The sequence below is a fragment of the Pseudomonas nitroreducens genome (assembly GCF_014204515.1).
GTDB lineage: Bacteria > Pseudomonadota > Gammaproteobacteria > Pseudomonadales > Pseudomonadaceae > Pseudomonas > Pseudomonas nitritireducens_A.
This window is the reverse complement of sequence record NZ_JACHLI010000010.1, coordinates 135,273-157,047: the sequence shown is the minus strand read 5'-3', so window position 1 is coordinate 157,047 and position 21,775 is coordinate 135,273. Positions and strand designations below refer to the sequence as shown.

The following is a 21,775-nucleotide window of genomic DNA, read 5'->3' as shown; positions in this document are numbered from 1 at the left end:
TAACCCGTTCCGGGTTATGCGCCCGACGAAAGCGCCTCAGCCGCGCGGAACCACCGTCACCCACCAGTCGAATCGCCGCTGCACCCGCACCGGCAGGGCTTCCTCCAGCTGCGCCAGGGCCTGGTCGGTGTCGCCCAGCGGGAAGCTGCCCATCACGCGCAGCCCGGCCACCGCCGGATCAACGCCCAGGTGCCCGCGGCGGTAGCCGCCCAACTCCTCGATGAACTGCGCCAGGGGCATGTCCTCGGCCAGCAGCAGGCCGCGGCTCCAGGCTTCGCGGCGGGCTTCGGCGCGGGTGATGGCGCCGGCCGCGCGGGCATCGAAGGTGACGCCCTGGCCGGCCTGCAGCGTGAGGCTGGCGCCGCTGTCCTGCAGGACGGTGCGTACCGCGCCCTGGTAGACGTTGAGCTGGGTGCGCGGGCCAAGTTCGCGCACGCTGAAACGGGTGCCCAGCGGTTGCAGCAGGCCGGCGCGGGTGCGCACCTGGAACGGCCGGCTGTCACCGTGGCCGGTCTCGATCAGCACTTCGCCGGCGTACAGCACCAGCTCGCGGCGGCTGTCGTCGAAGCGGATATCCAGCGCGCTGTCGCTGTTGAGCCAGACCTGCGTGCCGTCGCTGAATTGTTCGCGGCGGCGTTCGCCCACCGCCGTGCGGTACTGCGCGCGCCAGGCCTGCAGGCTGTCGATGGGCCTGGCGCGCCAGGCCAGCCAGCCGAACAGCCCGGCGCCGGCCAGCACGCTGAACTGGCTGAGCAGCCGGCGGCGCGTCTGCTTGTTGCCGCGCAGGGTGGCCAGGGTGCGGTGCGCGGCGGGGCCTTGCTGCTGGATGCCGGCAAAGCGCTGGCTGATCCGCTCGATGTAGCTCCAGGCCAGGCGCTGCGCCTCGCCCTGGTCCAGCCAGCGGCGCCACTGCGCGCGCAGTTCGGCGTCGTCGGGGGCTTCCTGCAGGCGCGCGAACCAGTCGGCGGCGCACTCCAGCGTGGCGTGATCGAGGCGGGCGCTCACTGCAGCACTCCGTCCAGTTCCGCTTCGAGCAGGGCGCACTGGAGCATGGCCTGGGCGATGTACTTGGTCACCGTGCGTACTGAAACGCCCAGCTCCTCGGCGATTTCCCGGTAGCCCAGGCCGTGCAGCTGCGACAGGCTGAAGGCCGCGGCGACCTTGGGCGGCAGGCGCTCCAGCAGGTCCTGCAGCTGGCCGAGGGTTTCCAGGATGATCGCCTGGTGCTCCTGGGACGGCCAATGGCTTTCCGGCACCAGCGCCAGCGCCTCCAGCCAGGCTTTCTCCAGCTGCTTGCGGCGCCAGAAGTCGACGCACAGGTGCAGCGAGATACGGCTCAGGTAGGCGCGCGCATGCACGTCGCTCTCGAACTCGCGCGGCTGCACCAGCAGGCGCACGAAGACGTCCTGCGCCAGCTCCGCAGCGTCGCTGGCGTTGCCCAGGCGGCGGGCGATCCACTGCTGGATCCAGCTGTGGTTCTCGACGTAGAGGTTTGCCACTTGGGCGCGGTAGGCGCAGGCGATGGGTCGGGTCATGGGCGGCCAGGGCAGAGAGGGTATTTCGCAAATGCGAATAATTATCAAAGTAACCGATAGCCCGTCGCGAGGGCAACAGGCAAGCGTGGGAGGGCGCCTTTCACGGGGCTTCGATAGCGGTTAAGGTGGCGCGCATTCGAGGGAGATAGCCGGTCGTTCGCCATGAAATTGCACCAACTGCGCGCCCTGCGCACCATCGCCGAGAGCGGCAGCATCCAGGAGGCGTCGCGGCTGCTGGAGATCACCCAGCCGTCGCTGTCCAAGGCGGTGAAGGAGCTCGAGGAAGAACTCGGCGTGCCGCTGCTGGTGCGCTCGAACCGTGGCGTGACGGTCACCGAGTACGGCGAGCGACTGGTCAGCATGGCCTGCATGGTCACCGAGGAAGTGCGCCGTGCGCGCGAGGAGATCGACACGCTCAAGGGCGAGATCGCCGGGCGGGTGGCCATCGGAGTGTCCCCGGTGACGCCCAACCGCGCGTTCTCCGATGGCCTGCGCCGCTATCGTCAGCGGTACCCGAACGTTCAGCTGCAAATCCACGAGTTGCGCTCGGTGCAGCTGTTCGAAGGCCTGCGCGAGGGCCGGCTGGACCTGGTGCTGACCACCCAGCCGCAGCCGGAGAACGCTTCCTGGCAGCTCTGGCGCGAGCTGGCGCCGCAGCCCTCGGTCCTGGCCGTGCGCAAGGGGCACCCGTTGAGCGGGGCGCGCTCGCTGCACGAACTGCTCGACCAGGAATGGCTGCTGTCCGACCCGCTGGAAGTGGCCCTGGCCGGGCACCTGTTCCGCGAGCAGCAGGTGGCGCCGCCGGCGCGCATCACCGAGTGTTCCTCGGCGCTGCTATATCTGGAGCTGGCCACCAGCACCGACGCGGTGAGCTTCTGGTCCGAGCGCATGCTCGCCCAACCCATGGTTGCTCAGGCCCTGGTGCCGGTGCGGATCGTCGAGCCGACACCGATTGCCAGCCTCTCGATGGTGTCGCGGCCGGCCGAGCTGATGACCCGCGAAGCGACATTGCTGGCCGAGGAGCTGCAGCGCGCCTTCAGCGATTAGCGCCGCGCTGCTGGCATAACCAGTCGCCATGCTCATGTGCAGAGAGCATTACTCCGCGTCGCCGTGCTGATGCATCCTGCGCGCCGTCGAACGCCGCTGACTGAACCGCGCCGGCCAGCGTTCGCCCATTCCTGAATTTTCCGTCCCCCGGCTGCCGGCCCAGGCCCGCTGCGTGGAGGCGCGCACCCGGAGTCTGCATGAGCGCATCCCGATACTTCTCCCAGAGCTACTCCCAGGCGCGCGGCAAGTTCCTCGATGCCTGCGCCGCCGCCGGGCTGACCGTGGAAACCCACGCCCATCCCCTGGCTGGCCGCGAAGGCGAGCCACTGGCGCTGGACGTGGCCCTCGACGGTGCCGCGGATGCCAGGCGGCTGCTGATCATCAGCAGCGCCTGCCATGGCGTCGAAGGCTTCTGCGGCTCAGCGGTACAGACTGCGCTGCTGGCGGACCCAGCCTGGCGCGACCACGCGCGCGCCAACCACTGCGCGGTGCTCTACCTGCATGCGGTGAACCCCTACGGCTTCTCCTGGCTGCGGCGCTGGACCGAGGACAACGTCGACCTCAACCGCAACTTCCGCGACTTCTCCGCCGCCGCGCCAGAGAACCCCGGCTACGCGCAGCTGGACGGCGTGCTGGCGCCGCGCCGCTGGCCCGACCTGCTGGGCGGCGCGCGCCTGCGCCTGTATGCGCTGCGCCATGGTCGCTGGGCGTTGCAGCAGGCCATCTCGTCCGGCCAGGCCAGCCATCCCGCCGGGCTGTTCTTCTCCGGCACGCAGCCGACGTGGAGCAACCGCACGGTGCGCGAAATTCTGCGCCGCCATGCCCGGCAATGCCGGGAGATCGCCTGGATCGACGTGCACACCGGCCTGGGGCCGCAGGGCTACGGCGAGTACATCTATTCCGGCGACCCGCGCCCAGAAGCTCTAGCGCGCGCACGCCAATGGTGGGGCGAGGAAGTGCGCTCCACCGAGGAGGGCAACAGCGTCTCGGTAAAGCTCAGCGGCAAGCTGGTCCACGCCGCCTTCGACGAATGCCCGCAGGCCCTGCTGGTTTCCATGAGCCTGGAATTCGGCACGCTGCCAGGGCTGCAGGTGCTCCAGGCGCTGCGCGCCGATCAGTGGCTGCACAACAATCCCGGTGCACCGGCGCAGAAGGCCCGGCGCATCCGCCAGCAATTGCGCGATGCCTTCTATGTCGACACGGACAAATGGAAAGAAGCGGTACTGGCGCGCTCGCGCGATGCGGCGTGGAAGGCGGTCGAGGGGTTGTGCAGCGAGATTCCCGCTGCACTGGCCCAGCCTTAACCTGACGCTCTACAGCCGGCCGAGACGCATGTTGATCGGCCAGCTCACCCGCCGGCGCTGCGTCGGCTCGCCCCAGAGCGCGGCGAAATCGGCGGCGAAGCGGTGCAGCAGGTCTTCGCGGCCGGCTTCGCGGGCCTTGCGCAGTGCCGACCAGGTGGAGACGTAGCCGAGGAATTCGTCGAGGTTCCACTCCAGCTCGATGGCGATGTCTGGGCCTTGCAGTTCGCTGAAGGGGAAGTCGAGGGTGGCGTAGCCGCTGTCCACCAGCTTGCGTTCGGCGGGCCAGTAGGGGCCGATCTCGTTCCAGTAGAACTGCTCGAAGCGCGTGCCGAGTTCACTGTCCAGGCGCAGCACGCCATAGCTGATCAGCGCGAGGATCGCTTGTGGCCGTGCCACCCGCCGCACCTCGGCGTAGAAGCGCGGCAGGTCGAACCAGTGGGCGGCCTGGGCGGCAGTGATCAGGCTGGCGCTGTGGTCGGCCAGCGGCAGCTCCTCCGCCGGTGCGCAGCGGTAGCTGACGTGCTGCTGCGGCACGCTGTGGGCGATCTGCTCGGCGCTGGGGTCCAGGCCCAGCACAGCGTCGAAGTGCTCGCCCAGTTGCCGGGTCAGTTGGCCGTTGCCGCAGCCGACGTCCACCGCCAGCAGCCGCTCGGGTGTCAGCGTGGCGAGAAAGGCGGCGAGTTGCGGCGGGTATTCGGGACGAAAGCGGGCGTAGGCCTGGCCGCCCTGGTCGAACCAGTTGCGCGGCGGTGTGGAGGAGGTGGTCATGCTAGTGATCTCCCGTGGCGAGGCGCTCTACCTTAACGCCAACCCTCTGCGCGGGCCATCGCCAGACGGGCTGGCTTGTCGAAGCAGAGGGGTAGAGCGCGCCTCGCCGGGAAAGGCGGCCCGCGTGGCGGGCCGCCCCGGGTGTCACTCGGTCTGCGGGTCGAACTGCTTGTCGCGGATCAGCAGGGCGGGGATCACGCCGCAGATGAAGTACGCCGCGCCCATCACCAGGAAGCCGACGCCGATGGACATCTGCGTGGCGAGGAAGCCGATCACCGCCGGGGCGATGGCGGCGCCGATGCGGCCGATGTTGTACGCGCCACCGACTGCGGTACCACGGAAGGCGGCGGCGAAGCTCTCGGTCATGTAGGTGGCGTTCACGCCATAGGGAATGCCGTAGAGGAAGCCGAACACCACCAGCATCCAGAGGATGTTCTCCGGGCTGTGGAACAGCACGATCACCGGCAGGAACACCGCGGTGCCCAGGGCGCCGAAGGAGAACACGGTGCGCCGGCCGAACCAGTCGGCGGCAACGCCAGCCAGCACCTTGCCGAGGATCATCGCGGCGTAGGTGCCCACCAGGTAGGCGGTCATGGCCTTGAAGTTCATGCCCATCTCGGTTTCCAGGTAAGACGGCATCCAGTTGTTCACGCCGTAGTAGCCGAACTGCAGGAAGCCGGCAGTCAGCGCCCAGAACAGGAACATGCGGCTGGCCTTCGGGTCGGCGAAGATCTGCTTGAAGGCATTCTGCCGCGGCGCAACCGGCTGGCTCGACGGCCCGGCGGACTTGCGCTGCTGGCGCTCGGCCTGGGCCTGGACCCAGGCGGCGGGCTCGGGGATCAGCTTGCGCATGGCGATGGCCAGCACCACCGGGATGATGGCGATGTAGAACAGGTAGCGCCAGCCGTGGTCCGGCAGGATCCAGCCAGCCAGCAGGGTGGCGACGATGTAGCCCACCGACCAGCCGGCCTGCAGGGTGCCGAGCACCGTGGTGCGGTACTTGGTCGGCACGTATTCGGCCATCAGCGTGTTGCAGGCCACGTACAGTGCGCCCAGGCCCAGCGAGGCAACGAAGCGCGCGGCCGCGAACTGCCAGTAGTTGTGGGTGAGGCCCAGCACCGCAGTGCCGACCGAGAACAGCACGATGGTCCAGACCACGGTCTTGACCCGACCGAAGCGGTCACAGGCCCAGCCGCCGTAGATGCCACCGAAGGCCATGCCGGCCAGGGTGACGCTGCCCAGGCTGCCGGCCTGCAGGTTGCTCAGGCCGAACTCGGCCTTGAGGCTGGTGAGGCTGTAGGAGAGCAGCATCAAATCCGCGCCATCGATCAGCAGGCCGATGAAGCAGAAGGCGAAGACCAGGACCCAGGTCTTGTCCTGGGTGGCGACGGTGGCCGCCGATGCGTTAGCAGTGTTTTCCATGAACGAATTACCTGTTGTAGTTGTTGGCGGATCGGTAGGCCGACCCTCGGTAAGCTCGCGTGCGAATCCTGCTGGCAGGCGCGTGATGCGTGGTCACGCGCCTGCCATACCCCTCGATGGGGATGAGGGTCAGGACTGGGCTTCGCGGATCATGTTGCGGGCGATGATCACCTGCTGGATCTGGGTGGTGCCCTCGTAGAGTCGGAACAGGCGCACGTCGCGGTAGAAGCGCTCGATGGCGTACTCGCTGACGTAGCCGGCGCCGCCGTGGATCTGCACGCAGCGATCGGCGACGCGGCCGCACATCTCGGTGGCGAACATCTTCGCGCAGGACGCTTCGGTGCTGACGTTGCGGCCTTCATCGCGCTTGCGCGCGGCGTCCAGCACCATGCAGCGGGCGGCGTAGATCTCGGCCTTGCTGTCGGCGAGCATCGCCTGGATCAGCTGGAACTCGGCGATCGGCTGGCCGAACTGCTTGCGCTCCAGGGCGTACTGGAGCGCATCGTCGAGCATGCGCTCGGCGGCGCCGACGCTCAGCGCGGCGATGTGCAGGCGGCCCTTGTCGAGCACCTTCATGGCGGTCTTGAAACCCACGCCCTCGACGCCGCCGATCAGCTGGCTGGCGGGGATGCGCACGTTGTCGAAGATCACGTCGCTGGTGTGCGCGCCTTTCTGGCCCATCTTGTGGTCCGGCTTGCCCAGGGAGATGCCCGGGGTGCCGCGCTCGACGATGAAGGCGCTGATGCCGCCGGAACCCTTGATCGTCGGGTTGGTGCGCGCCATCACGGTGTAGATGCCGGCATGCGGGGCGTTGGTGATGAAGCGCTTGGTGCCGTTGAGCACGTAGAAGTCGCCATCGCGCACCGCGGTGGTCTTCAGCGAGGCAGCGTCGGAGCCCGAGTCCGGCTCGGTCAGGCAGAAGGCGCTGAGCAGTTCGCCGCTGGCGAGTTTCGGCAGGTAGTGGGCTTTCTGTTCCGGCGTGCCGTCGATCAGGATGCCGATGGAGCCGATGCCGTTGTTGGTGCCGATGTAGGAGCGGAAGGCAGGGGAGGTGCGGCCGAGTTCGAAGGTGATGTTCACCTCTTCTTCCATGGTCACGCCCAGGCCGCCGAACTCTTCGGGGATGGTCAGGCCGAACAGGCCCATCTCGCGCATCTGCTCGACGATGTCCTGCGGGATCGCATCGGTCTCGGCGACCTCGTTTTCCCGCGGGATCAGCACTTCGCCGACGAACTGGTGGATGGAATCCAGAAGTATCTGCAGCGTTTCTGGGTCTCGGATCATGTGCACTCCTCAAGGGCCCGCGAGCGGGCCGATCTAGCGAGGCACCGGCACCCGAGATTCAGCGAGCGGCGGCACCTATGTTGTTGACCATGTTGATCAGGCGGGGCCCGATGTCGTCCTCGAGCTTCTCGCGGGTCAGCTGGAAGCTCGGGCCGCCGCAGTTGAAGGCCAGCAGGCCGTACTGCGGATGTACCAAGGGCACGGCGACGGAGTTGACGTCGCGGTGCCATTCGCCGATCGACAGGCAGTAGCCGTAATCGGTGAAGTCTCTGAAGGCACGGTCCAGACCCTTGCGGATGGCCGGCCAGTTCTCTGGTTCGCGTTCGCGAATGTGGTCAAGCAGGAATTCCCGCTCGTTCTCCGGCATCGCCGCGAGACACGCGCGGCCCACCGAGCTCGCCGCCAGCGGCAGGTAACTGCCGATCTGCCGGCGCATCGTCATGTTTCCCTGGCCCTGCACGACGTCCACGTAGACCATCTGCAGGCGGTCGCGAGCGGCCATGGCCACCGCCGCCTGGGCGTGGTTGGCCAGCTCCTCCATCAGCGGATGGGCCACTGCGCGGATCGACAGGTTCGACAGCATCGCGTAGCCGAAACCCAGCACACCAACGTCCAGCTGGTACTTGCCCGAGTGCACCTCGCGCTTGAGGCAACCCAGGCGCATCAGGGTGTTGGTCAGGCGTGTCACGGTCGGCTTGGGCAGGTCGGTCTTGCGCGCCAGGTCCTGGTTGCTCAGCACGTTTTCCCGTGGCGTGAAGCAACGCAGGATCTCCAGGCCGCGAGCCAGGGCCGTCACGAACTGGCCGCTGTTTTCCTCTTCGCTCAGCGCCGTGGCGGGGTCATACAGTCCCCGTTCCAGCAGGCCGATCTCACCTTCGTTTTTCGTCGGCGCAGCCGAGTCCATCTCCGTCTTGTTGCGGCGCATGGTAGAACCCCTATTCACGGAAAATCAATAAAATAAAATTCAGTTTCGTCAGACGAAATTGTAGTGAATCTGAACCGGTTAGTACAGGCGTGCCGGTAAAAATACTGGAAGCCGCGATTTCAATGGCTTCTGCAGGGTGAGTTGATCATCACCGTTTACAGGCTGGAGTGGGTGTCACTATGATGAAATCGAAATACGGAATGTAGTTTCGTCAGACGAAACAAGTATGAGGTCAGAAGCTCCCATGAATACCCGCGTGGTACATCTCGATATCCAGGCCGATGGCGTGGCGGTCGTCCGCATCGATCGTCCCGAAGCCAAGAATGCGCTGAACGCTGCCGTGCGCCAGCAACTGGCCGAGCACTTCCGTGCCCTGAGCGACAACCGCGAGGTGCGCGCAGTGGTGCTGACCGGGGGCGAGGAGTGCTTCGTCGCCGGGGCGGACATCCGCGAATTTGCCCAGGCCAGCCCCATCGAGATGTACCGCCGCCACACCGAGCTGCTGTGGGAAGCCATCTCGCGCTGCCCGAAGCCGGTGATCGCCGCCGTGAATGGCTTCGCCCTGGGCGGCGGCTGCGAGCTGGCGATGCACTGCGACATCATCGTCGCCGGCGAGTCGGCGCGCTTCGGCCAGCCGGAAGTGAAGCTCGGCCTGATGCCCGGCGCCGGCGGCACCCAGCGGCTGATCCGCGCCGTGGGCAAGTTCCAGGCGATGCGCATCGCCCTGACCGGCTGCCTGATCAAGGCGCCGGAAGCGCTGGCTATCGGCATGCTCAGTGAAGTGGTGGAAGACGCCCGCACGCTGCCTCGCGCGCTGGAGCTGGCTGCCGAGATCGCCGCGCTGCCGCCGCTGGCCGTGGCGCAGATCAAGGAAGTGATGCTGGCCGGCGCCGACCTGCCGCTGGAAAGCGCCCTGGCCCTGGAGCGCAAGGCCTTCCAGCTGCTGTTCGATTCGCAGGACCAGAAGGAGGGCGCCGCCGCCTTCCTGGAAAAACGCCAAGCCAGTTTCCTGGGGGAATGAATATGACCCTTTCTTTCGGTATCGAGAGCATTGAACGCATGGCCATCGTCGGCACCGGCGTCATGGGCAGCGGCATCGCCCAGATCGCCGCCCAGGCCGGCATCCAGGTGAAACTCTTCGACGCCCGCGATGGCGCCGCGCAAGCTGCCCGCGACAACCTCGGGCGGACCCTCGCCAAACTGGCGGAGAAGGGCAAGATCAGCGCCGCCGACGCGGACGCCACCCTGGCGCGCCTGCTGGTTGCCGGCTCCCTGGGCGAACTGGCGGATTCCGACCTGGTGGTCGAGGCGATCATCGAGCGGCTCGACGCCAAGCAGGCGCTGCTGGCCGAGCTGGAAGCGGTGGTCAGCGCCGAGTGCATCCTCGCCACCAACACCTCGTCGCTGTCGGTCACCAGCATCGCCCGTGGCTGCCAGCATCCCGAGCGGGTGGCGGGCTTCCACTTCTTCAACCCGGTGCCGCTGATGAAGGTGGTCGAAGTGATCGATGGCCTGGCCAGCGACCCGCAGGTCGGCGACCGCCTGGTGGCGCTGGCCGCGCGCATGGGCCATCGCGGCATCCGCGCCAAGGACACCCCCGGCTTCATCATCAACCACGCCGGCCGCGCCTACAGCACCGAAGCCCTGCAGATGCTCAAGGAAGCCATCGCCGAGCCGGCCGACATCGACCGCATCCTGCGCGAAGGCCTGGGTTTCCGCATGGGCCCGCTGGAGCTGTTCGATCTGACCGCGCTGGACGTTTCCCACCCGGTGATCGAGTCCATCTACAACCAGTTCTACCAGGAGCCGCGCTACCGCCCGGCAGCGCTGACCCGGCAGATGCTCGAAGCCGGTTTCGTCGGCCGCAAGGTCGGTCGCGGCTTCTATCGCTACGCCGACGGCAAGATGATCGACCCGCCCGCGCCGCAGCCGGTGCCGAGCGTGGCTGCATTGCCACCGGTGTGGATCGGCGCGGAGAACGAGCAGGACCGCGAATCGCTCGGTGAACTGCTGAAGAAACTGGGCGCAAAGCTGGAGCAGGGCGCCCAACCGAGCAGCGAAGCGCTGTGCCTGCTGGCTCCCTATGGCGTCGACGCCACCACGGCCTGCCAGAACTTCGGCACCGAGCCGGCGCGCACGGTCTGCATCGACCTGTTGCTGGACCTGCAACGCCACCGCTGCCTGATGCAGAACCCAGCGACCGCCCCGGCCATGCGCGATGCCGCCCATGCGCTGCTGGCCGCCGATGGCGTGGGCGTCACCGTCATCAACGACAGCGTCGGCTTCGTCGCCCAGCGCGTGCTGGCGCTGATCGTCAACCTGGCCGGTGACATCGTCCAGCAGCGCATCGCCAGCGTCGATGACCTCGACGAAGGCGTCCGCCGTGGCCTGGGCTACCCGCAAGGCCCGCTGGCCTGGGGCGACAGCGTCGGCCCGGCGCGCCTGCTGAGCATTCTCGAACGCATGACCGACCTGACCGGCGATGCGCGCTACCGCCCCGGCCCCTGGCTGCGCCGCCGCGCTGCGCTGGGTCTGTCGCTGCGCAACGCCGAGCCCGCGCTGGGCTGAAGCCCGGCGTCCAACGATTCACGGAGATTCCCATGCTCAATGCCTATATCTACGCCGGCCTGCGCACCCCCTTCGGTCGCCATGGCGGCGCCCTCGCGCCGGTGCGCCCGGACGACCTGATCGCCCAGGTGATCCGCGAACTGCTGGCGCGCGCCCAGGTGCCGGGCGAAGCCATCGAGGATGTGATCCTCGGCAATACCAACCAGGCCGGTGAAGACAGCCGCAACATCGCCCGCCATGCCGCACTGCTCGCCGGCCTGCCGGTGACGGTACCGGGCCAGACGGTCAATCGCCTGTGCGCCAGCGGCCTGGCTGCCGTCATCGACGCGGCGCGTGCCGTGACCTGCGGCGAAGGCGAACTGTTCGTCGCCGGCGGCGTGGAGAGCATGTCCCGCGCACCCTTCGTCATGGCCAAGGCCGAAGCCGCCTACAGCCGCGACCTGACAGTGTTCGACAGCACCATCGGCGCGCGCTTCCCCAACCCGAAGATCATTGCCGGGTTCGGCAACGACACGATGCCGGAGACCGGTGACAACGTGGCCCGCGAGTTCGGCATCAGCCGCGAACAGGCCGACCGCTTCGCCGCCCGTTCCCAGGCCAACTTTGAAGCCGCCCGCCAGGCCGGTTTCTTCGCCGGGGAAATCCTCCCGGTCAGCGTGCCCACCGGGCGCAAGACGCCGCCGAACGTGGTGGAGCAGGACGAACATCCGCGCCCGTCTTCCGATGAAGCCGCGCTGGCCCGCCTGAAGCCGCTGTCCGAAGGTGGCGTGGTCACCGCCGGCAACGCTTCCGGCGTCAATGACGGCGCAGCGGCGCTGCTGATCGGCTCTGCAGCAGCGGGCGAGCGCCATGGCCTCCAGCCGCTGGCACGGATTCTCTCGGCGGCGGCGGTCGGCGTGGAGCCGCGAATCATGGGCGTCGGCCCGGTGGAGGCGATCAACAAGGCGCTCCAGCGCGCCGAACTGACCCTCGCCGACATGGACATCATCGAGATCAACGAGGCCTTCGCCTCCCAGGTGCTCGGCTGCCTGCACGGCCTGGGCGTGGACTTCGACGATGCGCGGGTCAACCCCAATGGCGGCGCCATCGCCGTCGGCCACCCGCTGGGCGCTTCCGGCGCGCGGCTGGCGCTGAGCGTGGCGCGACAACTGCAGCGCACGGGTCAACGCTATGCGGTGATCAGCCTGTGCATCGGCGTGGGCCAAGGGCTCGCCATGGTTATCGAGCGCGCCTGAGCGCGCCAGTGAGGAGTTGCAGATGGGTGCTTTGAGCGGATACCGCGTACTCGACCTCAGCCGCGTGCTGGCCGGCCCCTGGTGCGGCCAGGTGCTGGCCGACCTGGGCGCGGAAGTGATCAAGATCGAACGACCCGGCGTGGGTGACGACACCCGTGGCTGGGGCCCGCCCTACATGAAGGCAGCCGATGGCACGGACAGTTCCGAGGCGGCCTACTACCAGTCCACCAACCGCAACAAGCTGTCGGTGGCGCTGAACCTGGCGACGCCCGAAGGCCAGGCGCTGGTGCGTGCGCTGGCCGGCGAGTGCGACGTGCTGATCGAGAACTACAAGGCCGGCTCGCTGGCCAAGTACGGGCTGGATTACGACAGCCTGTCGAAGGTCAATCCGCGCCTGGTCTACTGCTCCATCACCGGCTTCGGCCAGACCGGCCCGCGCGCCGAGGAGCCCGGCTACGACTTCATCATCCAGGGCATGGGCGGGCTGATGAGCATCACCGGTGAGAAGGACGGCGTGCCCGGCGCCGGCCCGCAGAAGGTAGGTGTCGCGGTGTCCGACGTGATGACCGGCCTGTACTCGGTGGTCGCCATCCAGGCCGCGCTGCTGGCGCGGGAGAAGACCGGCCGCGGCCAGCACTGCGACATGGCGCTGCTGGACGTGCAGGTCGCCATGCTCGGCAACCAGAGCCAGAACTACCTCGCCACCGGCCGTTCGCCGGGGCGCCAGGGCAATGCCCACGTCAACATCGTGCCGTATCAGGTGTTCAGCGCAAAGGACATGGACTTCATCATCGCCTGCGGCAACGACAGCCAGTTCGTCTCGCTGTGCGATGCCATCGGCCTGCCGGAGTTGCCCAAGGATCCGCGCTTCACCCGCAACGCCGACCGTGTACGCAACCGCGAGATCATCGTCGGCAAGCTGGCCGAGCACTTCCAGGGCGACACCGCCGACAACTGGGTGAAGCGCATCCACGCGATGAAGGTGCCGGTGGGCGTGATCAACGACATCGGCCGCGCACTGGACGAGCCGCAGGTGGTTGCCCGCGACATGCTGGTGGACATTCCCCACGCGCAGAACCCGGCGTTCCGCATGGTCGGCAGCCCGCTGAAGCTGTCCGAGACGCCTATCGAATACCAGCGCCCGGCGCCGATGCTCGGCGAGCACACCGACGAGGTGCTCAAGCGCCGCCTGGGGCTGGACGACGCGCGCCTGACGCAGCTCAAGGCCGACGGCGTGATCGAGCAGAAGGCCTGAGTATCTCAATGATCGCCAAAGCGTAGGGCGCATAACGCGCCAGCGTTATCCGCCGTTGCCCCGAATGACGGCGGATAACCGCAAGCGGTTATGCGCCCTATGGACTGGCATGAGTCCGTTCGCGAGCAAGGACTAGGCGTCCCCCTCGCTCCTACAGGCAGCCGGCCCGCTTGGGCGTGCTCTTCGTAGGAGCGAGCTTGCTCGCGAACCCAGACTCAACCGCAGCGCCATTGCATGACGTTGCCACGAACGTAGGGCGCATAACGCGCCAGCGTTATCCGCCGCCGCAGCCAATGACGGCGGATAACCGCAAACGGTTATGCGCCCTGCGGCCAAGTCCGTAACGAGTTCCCCTTGCCCGGGCCGCAAGGCCCGGATTTTTTCAGGAGTCACCCATGAAAGTCCTCGTAGCCGTCAAGCGCGTGGTCGATTACAACGTCAAGGTCCGCGTCAAGGCGGACCACTCCGGCGTCGATCTGGCCAACGTCAAGATGTCCATGAACCCCTTCTGCGAAATCGCCGTGGAAGAGGCCGTACGCCTGAAAGAGAAGGGCGTCGCCAGCGAGATCGTGGTGGTCTCGGTCGGCCCCAGCGGTGCGCAGGAACAACTGCGTACCGCCCTGGCCCTCGGCGCCGACCGCGCGGTGCTGGTCGAGAGCAATGACGAGCTGAACTCGCTCGCCGTGGCCAAGGCGCTGAAAGCCATTGTCGACAAAGAGCAGCCGCAGCTGGTCATCCTCGGCAAGCAGGCCATCGACAGCGACAACAACCAGACCGGCCAGATGCTGGCGGCGCTGACCGGCTACGCCCAGGGCACCTTCGCCTCCAAGGTGGAAGTGGCTGGCGACAAGGTCAAGGTCACCCGTGAAATCGACGGCGGCCTGCAGACCGTTGCCCTGAACCTGCCGGCGATCGTCACCACCGACCTGCGCCTGAACGAGCCGCGCTACGCCTCGCTGCCCAACATCATGAAGGCGAAGAAGAAGCCGCTGGAATTCCTCCCACCCGATGTACTGGGCGTCTCCACCGCTTCCACGCTGAAGACCCTTAAGGTGGAAGCACCCGCCGCGCGCAGCGCCGGCATCAAGGTGAAATCGGTAGGCGAACTGGTCGAGAAACTGAAGAACGAAGCGAAGGTGATCTGATGACTGTGCTGGTTGTTGCAGAACATTCCAATGGCGCCCTGGGTGCCGCGACGCTGAACACGGTCGCTGCCGCGCAGAAGATCGGCGGTGAAATCAGCGTGCTGGTCGCTGGCCAGAACGTTGCTGGCGTGGCTGAAGCCGCTGCGAGGATCGCCGGTGTCTCCAAGGTGCTGGTCGCCGACAACGCCGCCTACGCTCACCAACTGCCGGAAAACGTGGCTCCGCTGATCGCCGCTGTCGTGAAAGACAGTGGGTCCAGCCACGTATTGGCCGCCGCCACCACCAACGGCAAGAACTTCCTGCCGCGCGTTGCCGCCCTGCTGGACGTCGACCAGATTTCCGAGATCACCGAAGTCGTCAGCGCCGACACCTTCAAGCGCCCGATCTATGCCGGTAACGCCATCGCTACCGTGCAGTCCTCGGCTGCCATCAAGGTCATCACCGTGCGTGGCACCGGCTTCGACGCCGTGGCTGCCGAAGGTGGTTCGGCTGCTGTTGAAGCCGTTTCCGGCCCGGCCGATGCCGGCAAGTCCGCCTTCGTTGGCGAAGAACTGGCCAAGTCCGATCGTCCGGAACTGACCGCTGCCAGGATCGTCGTTTCCGGCGGCCGTGGCATGGGCAATGGCGACAACTTCAGCATCCTTTACTCCCTGGCCGACAAGCTGGGCGCTGCCGTCGGCGCTTCCCGCGCAGCGGTGGATGCCGGCTTCGTGCCGAACGACATGCAGGTCGGCCAGACCGGCAAGATCGTTGCTCCGCAGCTGTACGTGGCCGTCGGTATCTCCGGCGCCATCCAGCACCTGGCGGGCATGAAGGACTCGAAAGTGATCGTTGCGATCAACAAGGACGAAGAGGCGCCGATCTTCCAGGTTGCCGACTACGGCCTGGTCGCCGACCTGTTCGAAGCCGTACCGGAGCTGGAAAAGACCCTCTGATCCCGCTCAATCCCCTGGCCGGGCCAGCCGTAATCGGCCCGGCGTTCTGCCAACACCTCAAGTAGAAAGAAACAACAACAATGAATACTCGTCGACTCCCTGTGCTGGTCTCCGGACTGGCGCTGCTGCCCCCGTTCGCCCAGGCCGATTTCCTCGCCGACAGCAAGGCCAGCATCGAAACGCGCAACTTCTACTTCAACCGCGACTACCGCCAGAGCGGCGCCGCCCAGTCGAAATCCGAAGAGTGGGCGCAGGGCTTCCTGCTGCGCTACGAGTCGGGCTACACCGAGGGCACGATCGGCGTGGGCGTGGATGCCCTCGGTCTGCTGGGCCTGAAGCTCGATTCCAGCCCGGACCGCTCCGGTTCCGGCCTGCTGCCGTACTCGGCCAGCGACAAGCGCGCCGCCGACGACTACAGCGAACTCGGCCTGACCGCCAAGCTGCGCGCGTCGAAAAGCACGCTGAAAGTCGGCACCCTGCTGCCCAAGCTGCCGGTGGTGCAGTACAACGACACCCGCCTGCTGCCGCAGACCTTCCAAGGCGCGCTGGTGGAATCCAAGGAGCTCGATGACCTCGACCTGCAGCTCGGCCAGTTGCGCGAGGTGAAGCAGCGCGACTCGTCGAACAACGAAGACCTGTCGATGACCCGTGGCAACAAGCGCAACATCGTTGCCGGCAGCCACCTCACCAGCGACCGCTTCAACATCGCCGGCGGCACCTACCGCTGGAACAGCCAGCTGAGCACCAGCTACCACTACGCCAACCTCGAAGACCTCTACCGCCAGCACTATGTGAGCCTGGTGCACACGCTGCCGATCGCCGAGGGCCAGTCGCTGAAGTCCGACATCCGCTGGGCGCGCTCCACCGACGACGGCGGCAGCAACGTCGACAACCGCGCGCTCAATGCCATGTTCACCTACAAGCTGGGCAACCAGGCGTTCGGCCTCGGCCTGCAGCGCATGTCCGGCGATACCGGCTTCGCCTACCTGTCCGGTACTGACCCGTACCTGGTCAACTACGTGCAGATCGGCGACTTCGCCAACAAGGACGAACGCTCCTGGCAACTGCGCTACGACTTCAACTTCGCCTCCTACGGGCTGCCCGGCCTGAGCCTGATGACCCGCTACCTGCGCGGCGACAACATCGACCTGCTGAACGGCCAGGGCAACGGCAAGGAATGGGAGCGCGACACCGACGTCGGCTACCTGGTGCAGAGCGGCCCGCTGAAGAACGTCGGCTTCAAGCTGCGCAACAGCACCTTCCGCAGCAGCTTCGGCAACGACATGGACGAAACCCGCTTCATCGTCAGCTACACCTTGCCGATCTGGTAAGGGCTACAGAAACCTCCCCGGCCTGCCGGGGAGGTGCTGGGTATCAGACGCCAGCCTCATGGCTCGGCGCACTGCCCTTGAGCCGCCCCAGCCAGCTGCGACGCCCCTTGAACGGGCTGAAGGTCGGTATCTGCTGGAAGGGCACCCAGAGCTCCCCCTGCCAGTCCAGCACTGCTACCCGCTGCGACTCCCAGCTCATCAGTAGCCGTCGCGGCTGTTCCGATCCTTCCTTGCCCATGTCGCGCAGCAGGGGAATGACCTGCTCCGACAGCCAGCGCCCGAGCGTGCGGCTCTCCGGATGACCGAAGCGGATCAGCGCCTTGTACAGCGCGGCTTCGTTGATGACCTCCGTGCAGAGCTCAGCGCCGCTGGTGGTCAGCAGTCGAACTTCCTGTGCTTCATAAGGCTCCATCCGCCGCGCGAGCGTCTGCGGATAATCCATGGCCAGCAGCCGCGCCAGATCACTGGCGACGAACCACGGCTGGTCGTCGATCAGGATGCCGCGCAGATAGTGGTTATGGCGCTGGAATGTCGTGGGGGCGTAGAGATGGTCATGCATGGGCAAAGCTCCTGATTACTCCATAAAGAGAGATGCCACTCGCCGCTGTCATCGAAGGGTGGCAGGCCGCGCGGGGTTGACAGACCGGAATCAGGAAACCGGCAGACCTTGTGGGTCTCCCCGCGCGGTCCGCCATTGTAGCGTTGCAGGCTTTTGCTGCAGTCGCACGGGGGCTTGCGAAAGCGATCACGCCACTTTCACATGCACCGGTTTTGGCGCATCGCGCCTGATTTACGGGCTGTCAAACCCGGCCACGGTATTTACCTGGCCGGGCGAGGATAGGAGGACGCTGCGTAGGCCGGCTGCGCAGAGTGAAGTGGGAAGCTTCGTTTGTTCCGCTCGCCCTAGCTTCTCGCCATGCGATCAGAGGGCGCCTTGCAGATGCTCGCGGGTTTCTTCGGCGCTGGGCGTGGGAGGCTTTTCCGGTTTCGTCGCCTCCAGGTCCATTTCCCTGGCAGCGGCCGCCAGCCAGGCGTAATAGGCGGAATGGATGGCCTCGGTATTGTCGGCCGTGCCATCGTCCATTGGTGCGAACATCCGCTCCTTGCCCTTGCCCTTGTCCAGTTCGCGGATGGGCGGCGAGCGCAACTTGGCGTCCTCGCCCCAGCCGTTGCCGGTCTTGAAGGCCGCGCCCATGAACTGGTGGTAGCGGTCGAGGAAATCCTGGGAGAAGAACGGGCTGTTGGAGTAGATCAGCTTGTCCAGCTGGCGTTTGGTTAAGAGGACCTGTTCCGGGCTGATTTCCTTCCAGTGGCCGACGTACAGGAAGTAGCAATAGAGGTCGTTCATCGGCGGGGAAATCTGTGTCCAGAGCACCACCCGCTGCCGGGTCACCTGGGCCACCCGTTCACGCTCCTGGGTCTCCCTGCGCACCTGATCTGCATTGGCCTTTTCAAGCGCGGCTTGCCCTTGATGGGTGATCAAGGTGAAGACGAAGATGGCCAGGGGCGTGAGTGCCCCGACCACGATCTTGGTGATCTCCAGCGAGTTCCACAGGGGTTTCTGTGTTGCGTCTTCTTCGCTCATGGCGCCTCCGGCCGTCAGGCTGCTCTTCTGCCTGATCACTCAGGGTAGCGCAGGGTTGCAAACGCGCTTCAGCCCGGTGAGCAATAGGCCGCCAGACCCGATCAGCTCGCTGCCTGTGCGGCGGCCACGCTGTCCCGCCAAGCCCCCTTGTTGTCCGCCAATGCCCTGGGGCGCGGCCGCCGCACGGCTTAGCCTTTCCCTCTACCCAGACAACAAGAATCCGCGCCGCCCGCCCGGCGCGGTAGAAGAGGGGAGCTCCATGCGCAAACCTGCGACAACCATCCTGCCGGCCGTCCTGCTGGCGCTGGCCGCGCTGCTCGGCGGCTGTGATGAGAAGCCCGCGCCAGCCGCCAGCGCCGCCGCGCTGGCGCCTGCCGATCCGGCCCTGGCCAAGGTCTACGACAGCAGTTGCAAGCTCTGCCACGCCAACCCGGCTTCCGGCGCGCCGCAGACCGGCGATGCCAAGGCCTGGCAGCCGCGCGTGGCCCAGGGCGCCGACAGCCTGCTGGACCACAGCATCAATGGCTTCAAGGGCATGCCGCCGATGGGCATGTGCATGCAGTGCTCGGAGGAGCAGTTCCTCGCGCTGATTTCCTTCATGTCCGGCCAGTCGGTCCAATAAGCAGGGGCATCTCGATGGCTATACATCTCACGCGCCGCCAACTGCTGCAGCACGCCGCTGTCGTCGGCGCACTCGCCACGCTGGGCAGCAGCCCTCTGGCGGCGGAACTGGCGCGCCCAAAACGCCTGATCCCCTGGCGCAACTGGTCCGGCGGGCAGAGTTGCCTGCCCGAGGCGCGCCTGGCGCCGCAGAGCCTCGACGAACTGGTGCAGGTGATCCGCCAGGCCCAGGGCAAGGTGCGCCCGGTGGGTTCGGCGCACTCCTTCAGCGCCCTGGTGCCCACCGACGGCACGCTGGTGTCGCTGGCCTATTTCAGCGGGCTGCTCGGCCATGATGCGGCGACCCTGCAGGCGGAGTTCGCCGCCGGCACGCCGATGTCGCTGATGGGCGCGGCGCTGAAGGAGGTCGGCCAGGCGCTGCCGAACATGGCCGACATCGATTACCAGACCCTGGCCGGGGCGATCTCCACCTCGACCCATGGCACCGGCGTCGGCTTCGGTTCGTATTCTTCCCGCGTCACCGGCCTGCAACTGGTGACCGCCAGCGGCGAGGTGCTGGACTGCGACGCTCAGCGCCATCCCGAAGTCTTCAATGCCGCGCGGGTGTCCCTCGGTGCCTTCGGCGTCGCTACCCGCGTGCGCCTGCAGAACCGCGAGGCCTACCGCCTGCGCGAACGGCAGTGGGTGGCCAGCACCGAAGAACTGCTGGAGGACGTGGAGAAGAACACCCGCGAGAACCAGCACTGGGAAATGCAGGTCATGACCCATTCCGACTACGCGCTGTCCATCGCCCTCAACGAAACCACCGACCCGGCCACGCCGCCGCTGGACCCGGCTGAGGAGGGCGGCAACCAGTTCGTCAGCATCATCGAGGGCCTGGACAAGTACGGCAGCGATTTCCCCGCTGCGCGGCGCTTCCTGCTCAACAGCCTGCGCCACGTTGCCAGCTTCGACGACCGGGTCGGCGACTCCTATGACATCTACGCCAACGTGCGCAACGTGCGCTTCAACGAGATGGAATATTCGGTCCCGGCCGAGCATGGCCCGGCCTGCTTGCGCGAGATCCTCAAGCTGATCAACGACAAGGACCTGCGCACCTGGTTCCCCATCGAATACCGCTACGTGAAGGCCGACGACATCCCGCTGAGCATGTTCGAGGGCCGCGACAGCTGTTCCATCTCCGTGCACCAGCACTACAGCATGGACCACCACAACTTCTTCGCCGCCGTCGAGCCGATCTTCTGGAAGTACGCCGGCCGGCCGCACTGGGGCAAGCTGCACACGCTCAACGCGCGCACGCTGCAACCGCTGTATCCGCGCTGGAAGGAGTTCACCGAGGTGCGCCGCGAGCTGGACCCGCAGGGCAAGTTCATCAACGCCCACCTGTCATCGATTCTCGGCGTGGCCTGACCAGGAAGGACAATCCATGAAACGACGCAATTTCATCGTTGGTGCAGCCGGGGCAGGGGTGCTGCTCGCCGGTGCTGGCGCCTGGCTGCGCCCCACCGACCATGGCGCTCCCTACGACGACTACTTCGCCCGGCTCAACCGCGAGCTGCGCGAGCACGGGCCGATGCGCCCGGTGATGCTGATCGACCTCGACCGCCTGGACCACAACGTCGACGTGGTGATGCAGTCGGTGGCCCGCACCGGCAAGCACCTGCGGGTGGTGGAGAAGTCCCTGCCATCGCCGCAACTGCTCGACTACATCGCCAAACGCGCCGGCACCCGGCGGATGATGTCGTTCCACCAGCCGTTCCTCAACCACGACGCCGAGCGCTTCCCCGATGCCGACCTGCTGCTGGGCAAGCCGCTGCCGGTGGGCTCGGCCCAGCAGTTCTACGAGAACCTGCGCGGGCCGTTCGACCCCACCGCCCAGCTGCAATGGCTGCTCGATACTCCCGAGCGGCTGCAGCAGTACCTGGCGCTGGCGCAGGCGCGCAACACGCGGATGCGCATCAACATCGAGCTCGACGTCGGCCTGCACCGCGGCGGCGTGGCCGACCACGAGACCCTGGGCAAAATGCTCACGATCATCGGCGCCAACCCGCAGCACCTGGAGTTCGCCGGCTTCATGGGTTACGACCCCTTCGTCGGCATGGGCGTGCCGGAGGTGCTCGCCTCTTCGGAGGAGCTGTTTGCCAAGGTGATGAAGCTCTACGACGGCTTCGTCGACTACGCCCGCACCCAGCACGCAACGCTGTGGAAGCCGAGCCTGACGCTCAATACCGCCGGCAGCCCGAGCTACCGCATGCACGAGCACGAACGCACCAGCACCGAGGTGTCGGTGGGTTCGGCGCTGGTCAAGCCGACCCACTATGACCTGCCATCCCTGGTGGACCACCAGCCAGCCGCCTTCATCGCCACGCCGGTGATCAAGAGCACCGGTGCGGTACGGATTCCGGCGCTGGACGACAAGTCCGCGCTGTTCTCCTGGTGGGACCCGAACCAGCGCGAGACCTTCTTCGTCTACGGCGGCAACTGGCTGGCCGAACCCGAATCGCCCAGGGGCCTGCAGTTCAACGACCTGTATGGCCGCAGCTCCAACCAGGAAATGGTCAATGGCTCCAGCGCCGTGGGCCTGAAGGTTGACGACCAGATGTTCCTGCGCCCGACCCAGTCCGAATCGATCCTGCTGCAGTTCGGCGACCTGTTGGCGGTGCGGGGAGGGCGCATCGTCGATCAGTGGCCGGTGTACAGCTGAGCGGCGAATTGAATCAAGCCCAGGCCAGAGGCCTGGGCTTTTTTCTGTGCGCCTTCCGCTGACCAGGCGGGCACTCGGCTTCCCCTCTGCCCTGGGGCCCGGCAGCCAGGC

At 66.7% G+C, this 21,775-nt stretch carries 20 protein-coding genes; 12 read left to right on the top strand and 8 right to left on the bottom strand.

Annotated elements, in window-relative coordinates; translation table 11 throughout:
• Positions 1 to 36: 36 nt before the first annotated feature.
• Both HNP46_RS14905 and HNP46_RS14900 read right to left on the bottom strand, forming a co-directional pair.
• A complete protein-coding gene (locus HNP46_RS14905; protein WP_311771812.1) occupies positions 37 to 1,005 on the bottom strand; it encodes a FecR domain-containing protein in 969 nt (322 codons plus the stop codon).
• The gene (locus tag HNP46_RS14900) at positions 1,002 to 1,535 is read right to left on the bottom strand and encodes a sigma-70 family RNA polymerase sigma factor (RefSeq protein ID WP_184590198.1); all 534 of its coding nucleotides are present in this window, start codon (positions 1,533 to 1,535) and stop codon (positions 1,002 to 1,004) included. The genes HNP46_RS14905 and HNP46_RS14900 overlap by 4 nt, the downstream gene beginning before the upstream one ends.
• Positions 1,536 to 1,697: 162 nt before the next feature.
• Between HNP46_RS14900 and HNP46_RS14895 the strand changes: the two genes are divergently transcribed.
• Both HNP46_RS14895 and HNP46_RS14890 read left to right on the top strand, forming a co-directional pair.
• On the top strand, positions 1,698 to 2,582 hold the full coding sequence (locus HNP46_RS14895) for a LysR substrate-binding domain-containing protein (protein WP_184590196.1): 885 nt from the start codon (positions 1,698 to 1,700) through the stop codon (positions 2,580 to 2,582).
• Between the two features lie 197 nt (positions 2,583 to 2,779).
• Positions 2,780 to 3,886, top strand: a complete 1,107-nt coding sequence (locus tag HNP46_RS14890; protein ID WP_184590194.1) for a M14 family metallopeptidase — start codon at positions 2,780 to 2,782, stop codon at positions 3,884 to 3,886.
• A gap of 9 nt (positions 3,887 to 3,895) precedes the next feature.
• On the opposite strand, the gene HNP46_RS14885 is transcribed toward HNP46_RS14890, so the two are convergent.
• The 4 genes from HNP46_RS14885 to HNP46_RS14870 all read right to left on the bottom strand — a co-directional run bounded on the left by HNP46_RS14885 (position 3,896) and on the right by HNP46_RS14870 (position 8,285).
• On the bottom strand, positions 3,896 to 4,654 hold the full coding sequence (locus HNP46_RS14885) for a class I SAM-dependent methyltransferase (RefSeq protein WP_184590192.1): 759 nt from the start codon (positions 4,652 to 4,654) through the stop codon (positions 3,896 to 3,898).
• A gap of 144 nt (positions 4,655 to 4,798) precedes the next feature.
• Positions 4,799 to 6,076, bottom strand: coding sequence for an MFS transporter (locus HNP46_RS14880; protein ID WP_184590190.1), 1,278 nt, complete (start codon positions 6,074 to 6,076; stop codon positions 4,799 to 4,801).
• Between the two features lie 129 nt (positions 6,077 to 6,205).
• Entirely contained in the window at positions 6,206 to 7,360 is a 1,155-nt protein-coding gene (locus tag HNP46_RS14875; RefSeq protein WP_184590187.1) for an acyl-CoA dehydrogenase family protein, read from the bottom strand.
• 58 nt (positions 7,361 to 7,418) lie between these two features.
• Positions 7,419 to 8,285, bottom strand: a complete 867-nt coding sequence (locus HNP46_RS14870) for an IclR family transcriptional regulator (RefSeq protein WP_184590185.1) — start codon at positions 8,283 to 8,285, stop codon at positions 7,419 to 7,421.
• 244 nt (positions 8,286 to 8,529) lie between these two features.
• Here HNP46_RS14870 and HNP46_RS14865 point away from each other — a divergent pair, with 244 nt between their 5' ends.
• From HNP46_RS14865 to HNP46_RS14835, 7 genes are all read left to right on the top strand, one after another.
• Positions 8,530 to 9,306: an enoyl-CoA hydratase gene (locus HNP46_RS14865; protein ID WP_184590183.1), complete on the top strand. Its 777-nt coding sequence runs from the start codon at positions 8,530 to 8,532 to the stop codon at positions 9,304 to 9,306.
• Positions 9,303 to 10,853, top strand: coding sequence for a 3-hydroxyacyl-CoA dehydrogenase (locus HNP46_RS14860; protein ID WP_184590181.1), 1,551 nt, complete (start codon positions 9,303 to 9,305; stop codon positions 10,851 to 10,853). Before HNP46_RS14865 ends, HNP46_RS14860 begins: the two co-directional genes overlap by 4 nt.
• Positions 10,854 to 10,885: 32 nt before the next feature.
• Positions 10,886 to 12,088 carry a 3-oxoadipyl-CoA thiolase gene (locus tag HNP46_RS14855; protein ID WP_184590179.1) on the top strand — a complete coding sequence of 401 codons (1,203 nt, stop codon included), beginning with the start codon at positions 10,886 to 10,888 and terminating at the stop codon, positions 12,086 to 12,088.
• A gap of 22 nt (positions 12,089 to 12,110) precedes the next feature.
• Complete coding sequence (locus HNP46_RS14850) at positions 12,111 to 13,343, top strand: CaiB/BaiF CoA transferase family protein (protein ID WP_184590177.1); 1,233 nt, start codon at positions 12,111 to 12,113, stop codon at positions 13,341 to 13,343.
• A gap of 395 nt (positions 13,344 to 13,738) precedes the next feature.
• A complete protein-coding gene (locus tag HNP46_RS14845) occupies positions 13,739 to 14,488 on the top strand; it encodes an electron transfer flavoprotein subunit beta/FixA family protein (RefSeq protein ID WP_184590175.1) in 750 nt (249 codons plus the stop codon).
• Complete coding sequence (locus HNP46_RS14840; RefSeq protein ID WP_184590173.1) at positions 14,488 to 15,423, top strand: electron transfer flavoprotein subunit alpha/FixB family protein; 936 nt, start codon at positions 14,488 to 14,490, stop codon at positions 15,421 to 15,423. The genes HNP46_RS14845 and HNP46_RS14840 overlap by 1 nt, the downstream gene beginning before the upstream one ends.
• Before the next feature lie 80 nt (positions 15,424 to 15,503).
• Positions 15,504 to 16,754, top strand: a complete 1,251-nt coding sequence (locus tag HNP46_RS14835) for an OprD family porin (protein WP_184590171.1) — start codon at positions 15,504 to 15,506, stop codon at positions 16,752 to 16,754.
• Between the two features lie 43 nt (positions 16,755 to 16,797).
• Here the strand turns inward: HNP46_RS14835 and HNP46_RS14830 are convergent, their stop codons facing one another.
• Together HNP46_RS14830 and HNP46_RS14825 are read right to left on the bottom strand one after the other, a co-directional pair.
• Positions 16,798 to 17,313, bottom strand: coding sequence for a BRO-N domain-containing protein (locus HNP46_RS14830; RefSeq protein WP_184590169.1), 516 nt, complete (start codon positions 17,311 to 17,313; stop codon positions 16,798 to 16,800).
• Positions 17,314 to 17,676: 363 nt separating this feature from the next.
• Positions 17,677 to 18,339 carry a hypothetical protein gene (locus tag HNP46_RS14825; protein WP_184590167.1) on the bottom strand — a complete coding sequence of 221 codons (663 nt, stop codon included), beginning with the start codon at positions 18,337 to 18,339 and terminating at the stop codon, positions 17,677 to 17,679.
• 259 nt (positions 18,340 to 18,598) lie between these two features.
• On the opposite strand from HNP46_RS14825, the gene HNP46_RS14820 reads away from it, so the two are divergent.
• From HNP46_RS14820 to HNP46_RS14810, 3 genes are read left to right on the top strand one after another with little or no spacing between them, the layout of a single operon-like run.
• Entirely contained in the window at positions 18,599 to 18,961 is a 363-nt protein-coding gene (locus HNP46_RS14820) for a c-type cytochrome (RefSeq protein WP_184590165.1), read from the top strand.
• Positions 18,962 to 18,975: 14 nt separating this feature from the next.
• Complete coding sequence (locus HNP46_RS14815) at positions 18,976 to 20,370, top strand: D-arabinono-1,4-lactone oxidase (RefSeq protein WP_260403176.1); 1,395 nt, start codon at positions 18,976 to 18,978, stop codon at positions 20,368 to 20,370.
• 16 nt (positions 20,371 to 20,386) lie between these two features.
• Positions 20,387 to 21,664: a DSD1 family PLP-dependent enzyme gene (locus HNP46_RS14810; protein ID WP_184590163.1), complete on the top strand. Its 1,278-nt coding sequence runs from the start codon at positions 20,387 to 20,389 to the stop codon at positions 21,662 to 21,664.
• Positions 21,665 to 21,775: the final 111 nt, after the last annotated feature.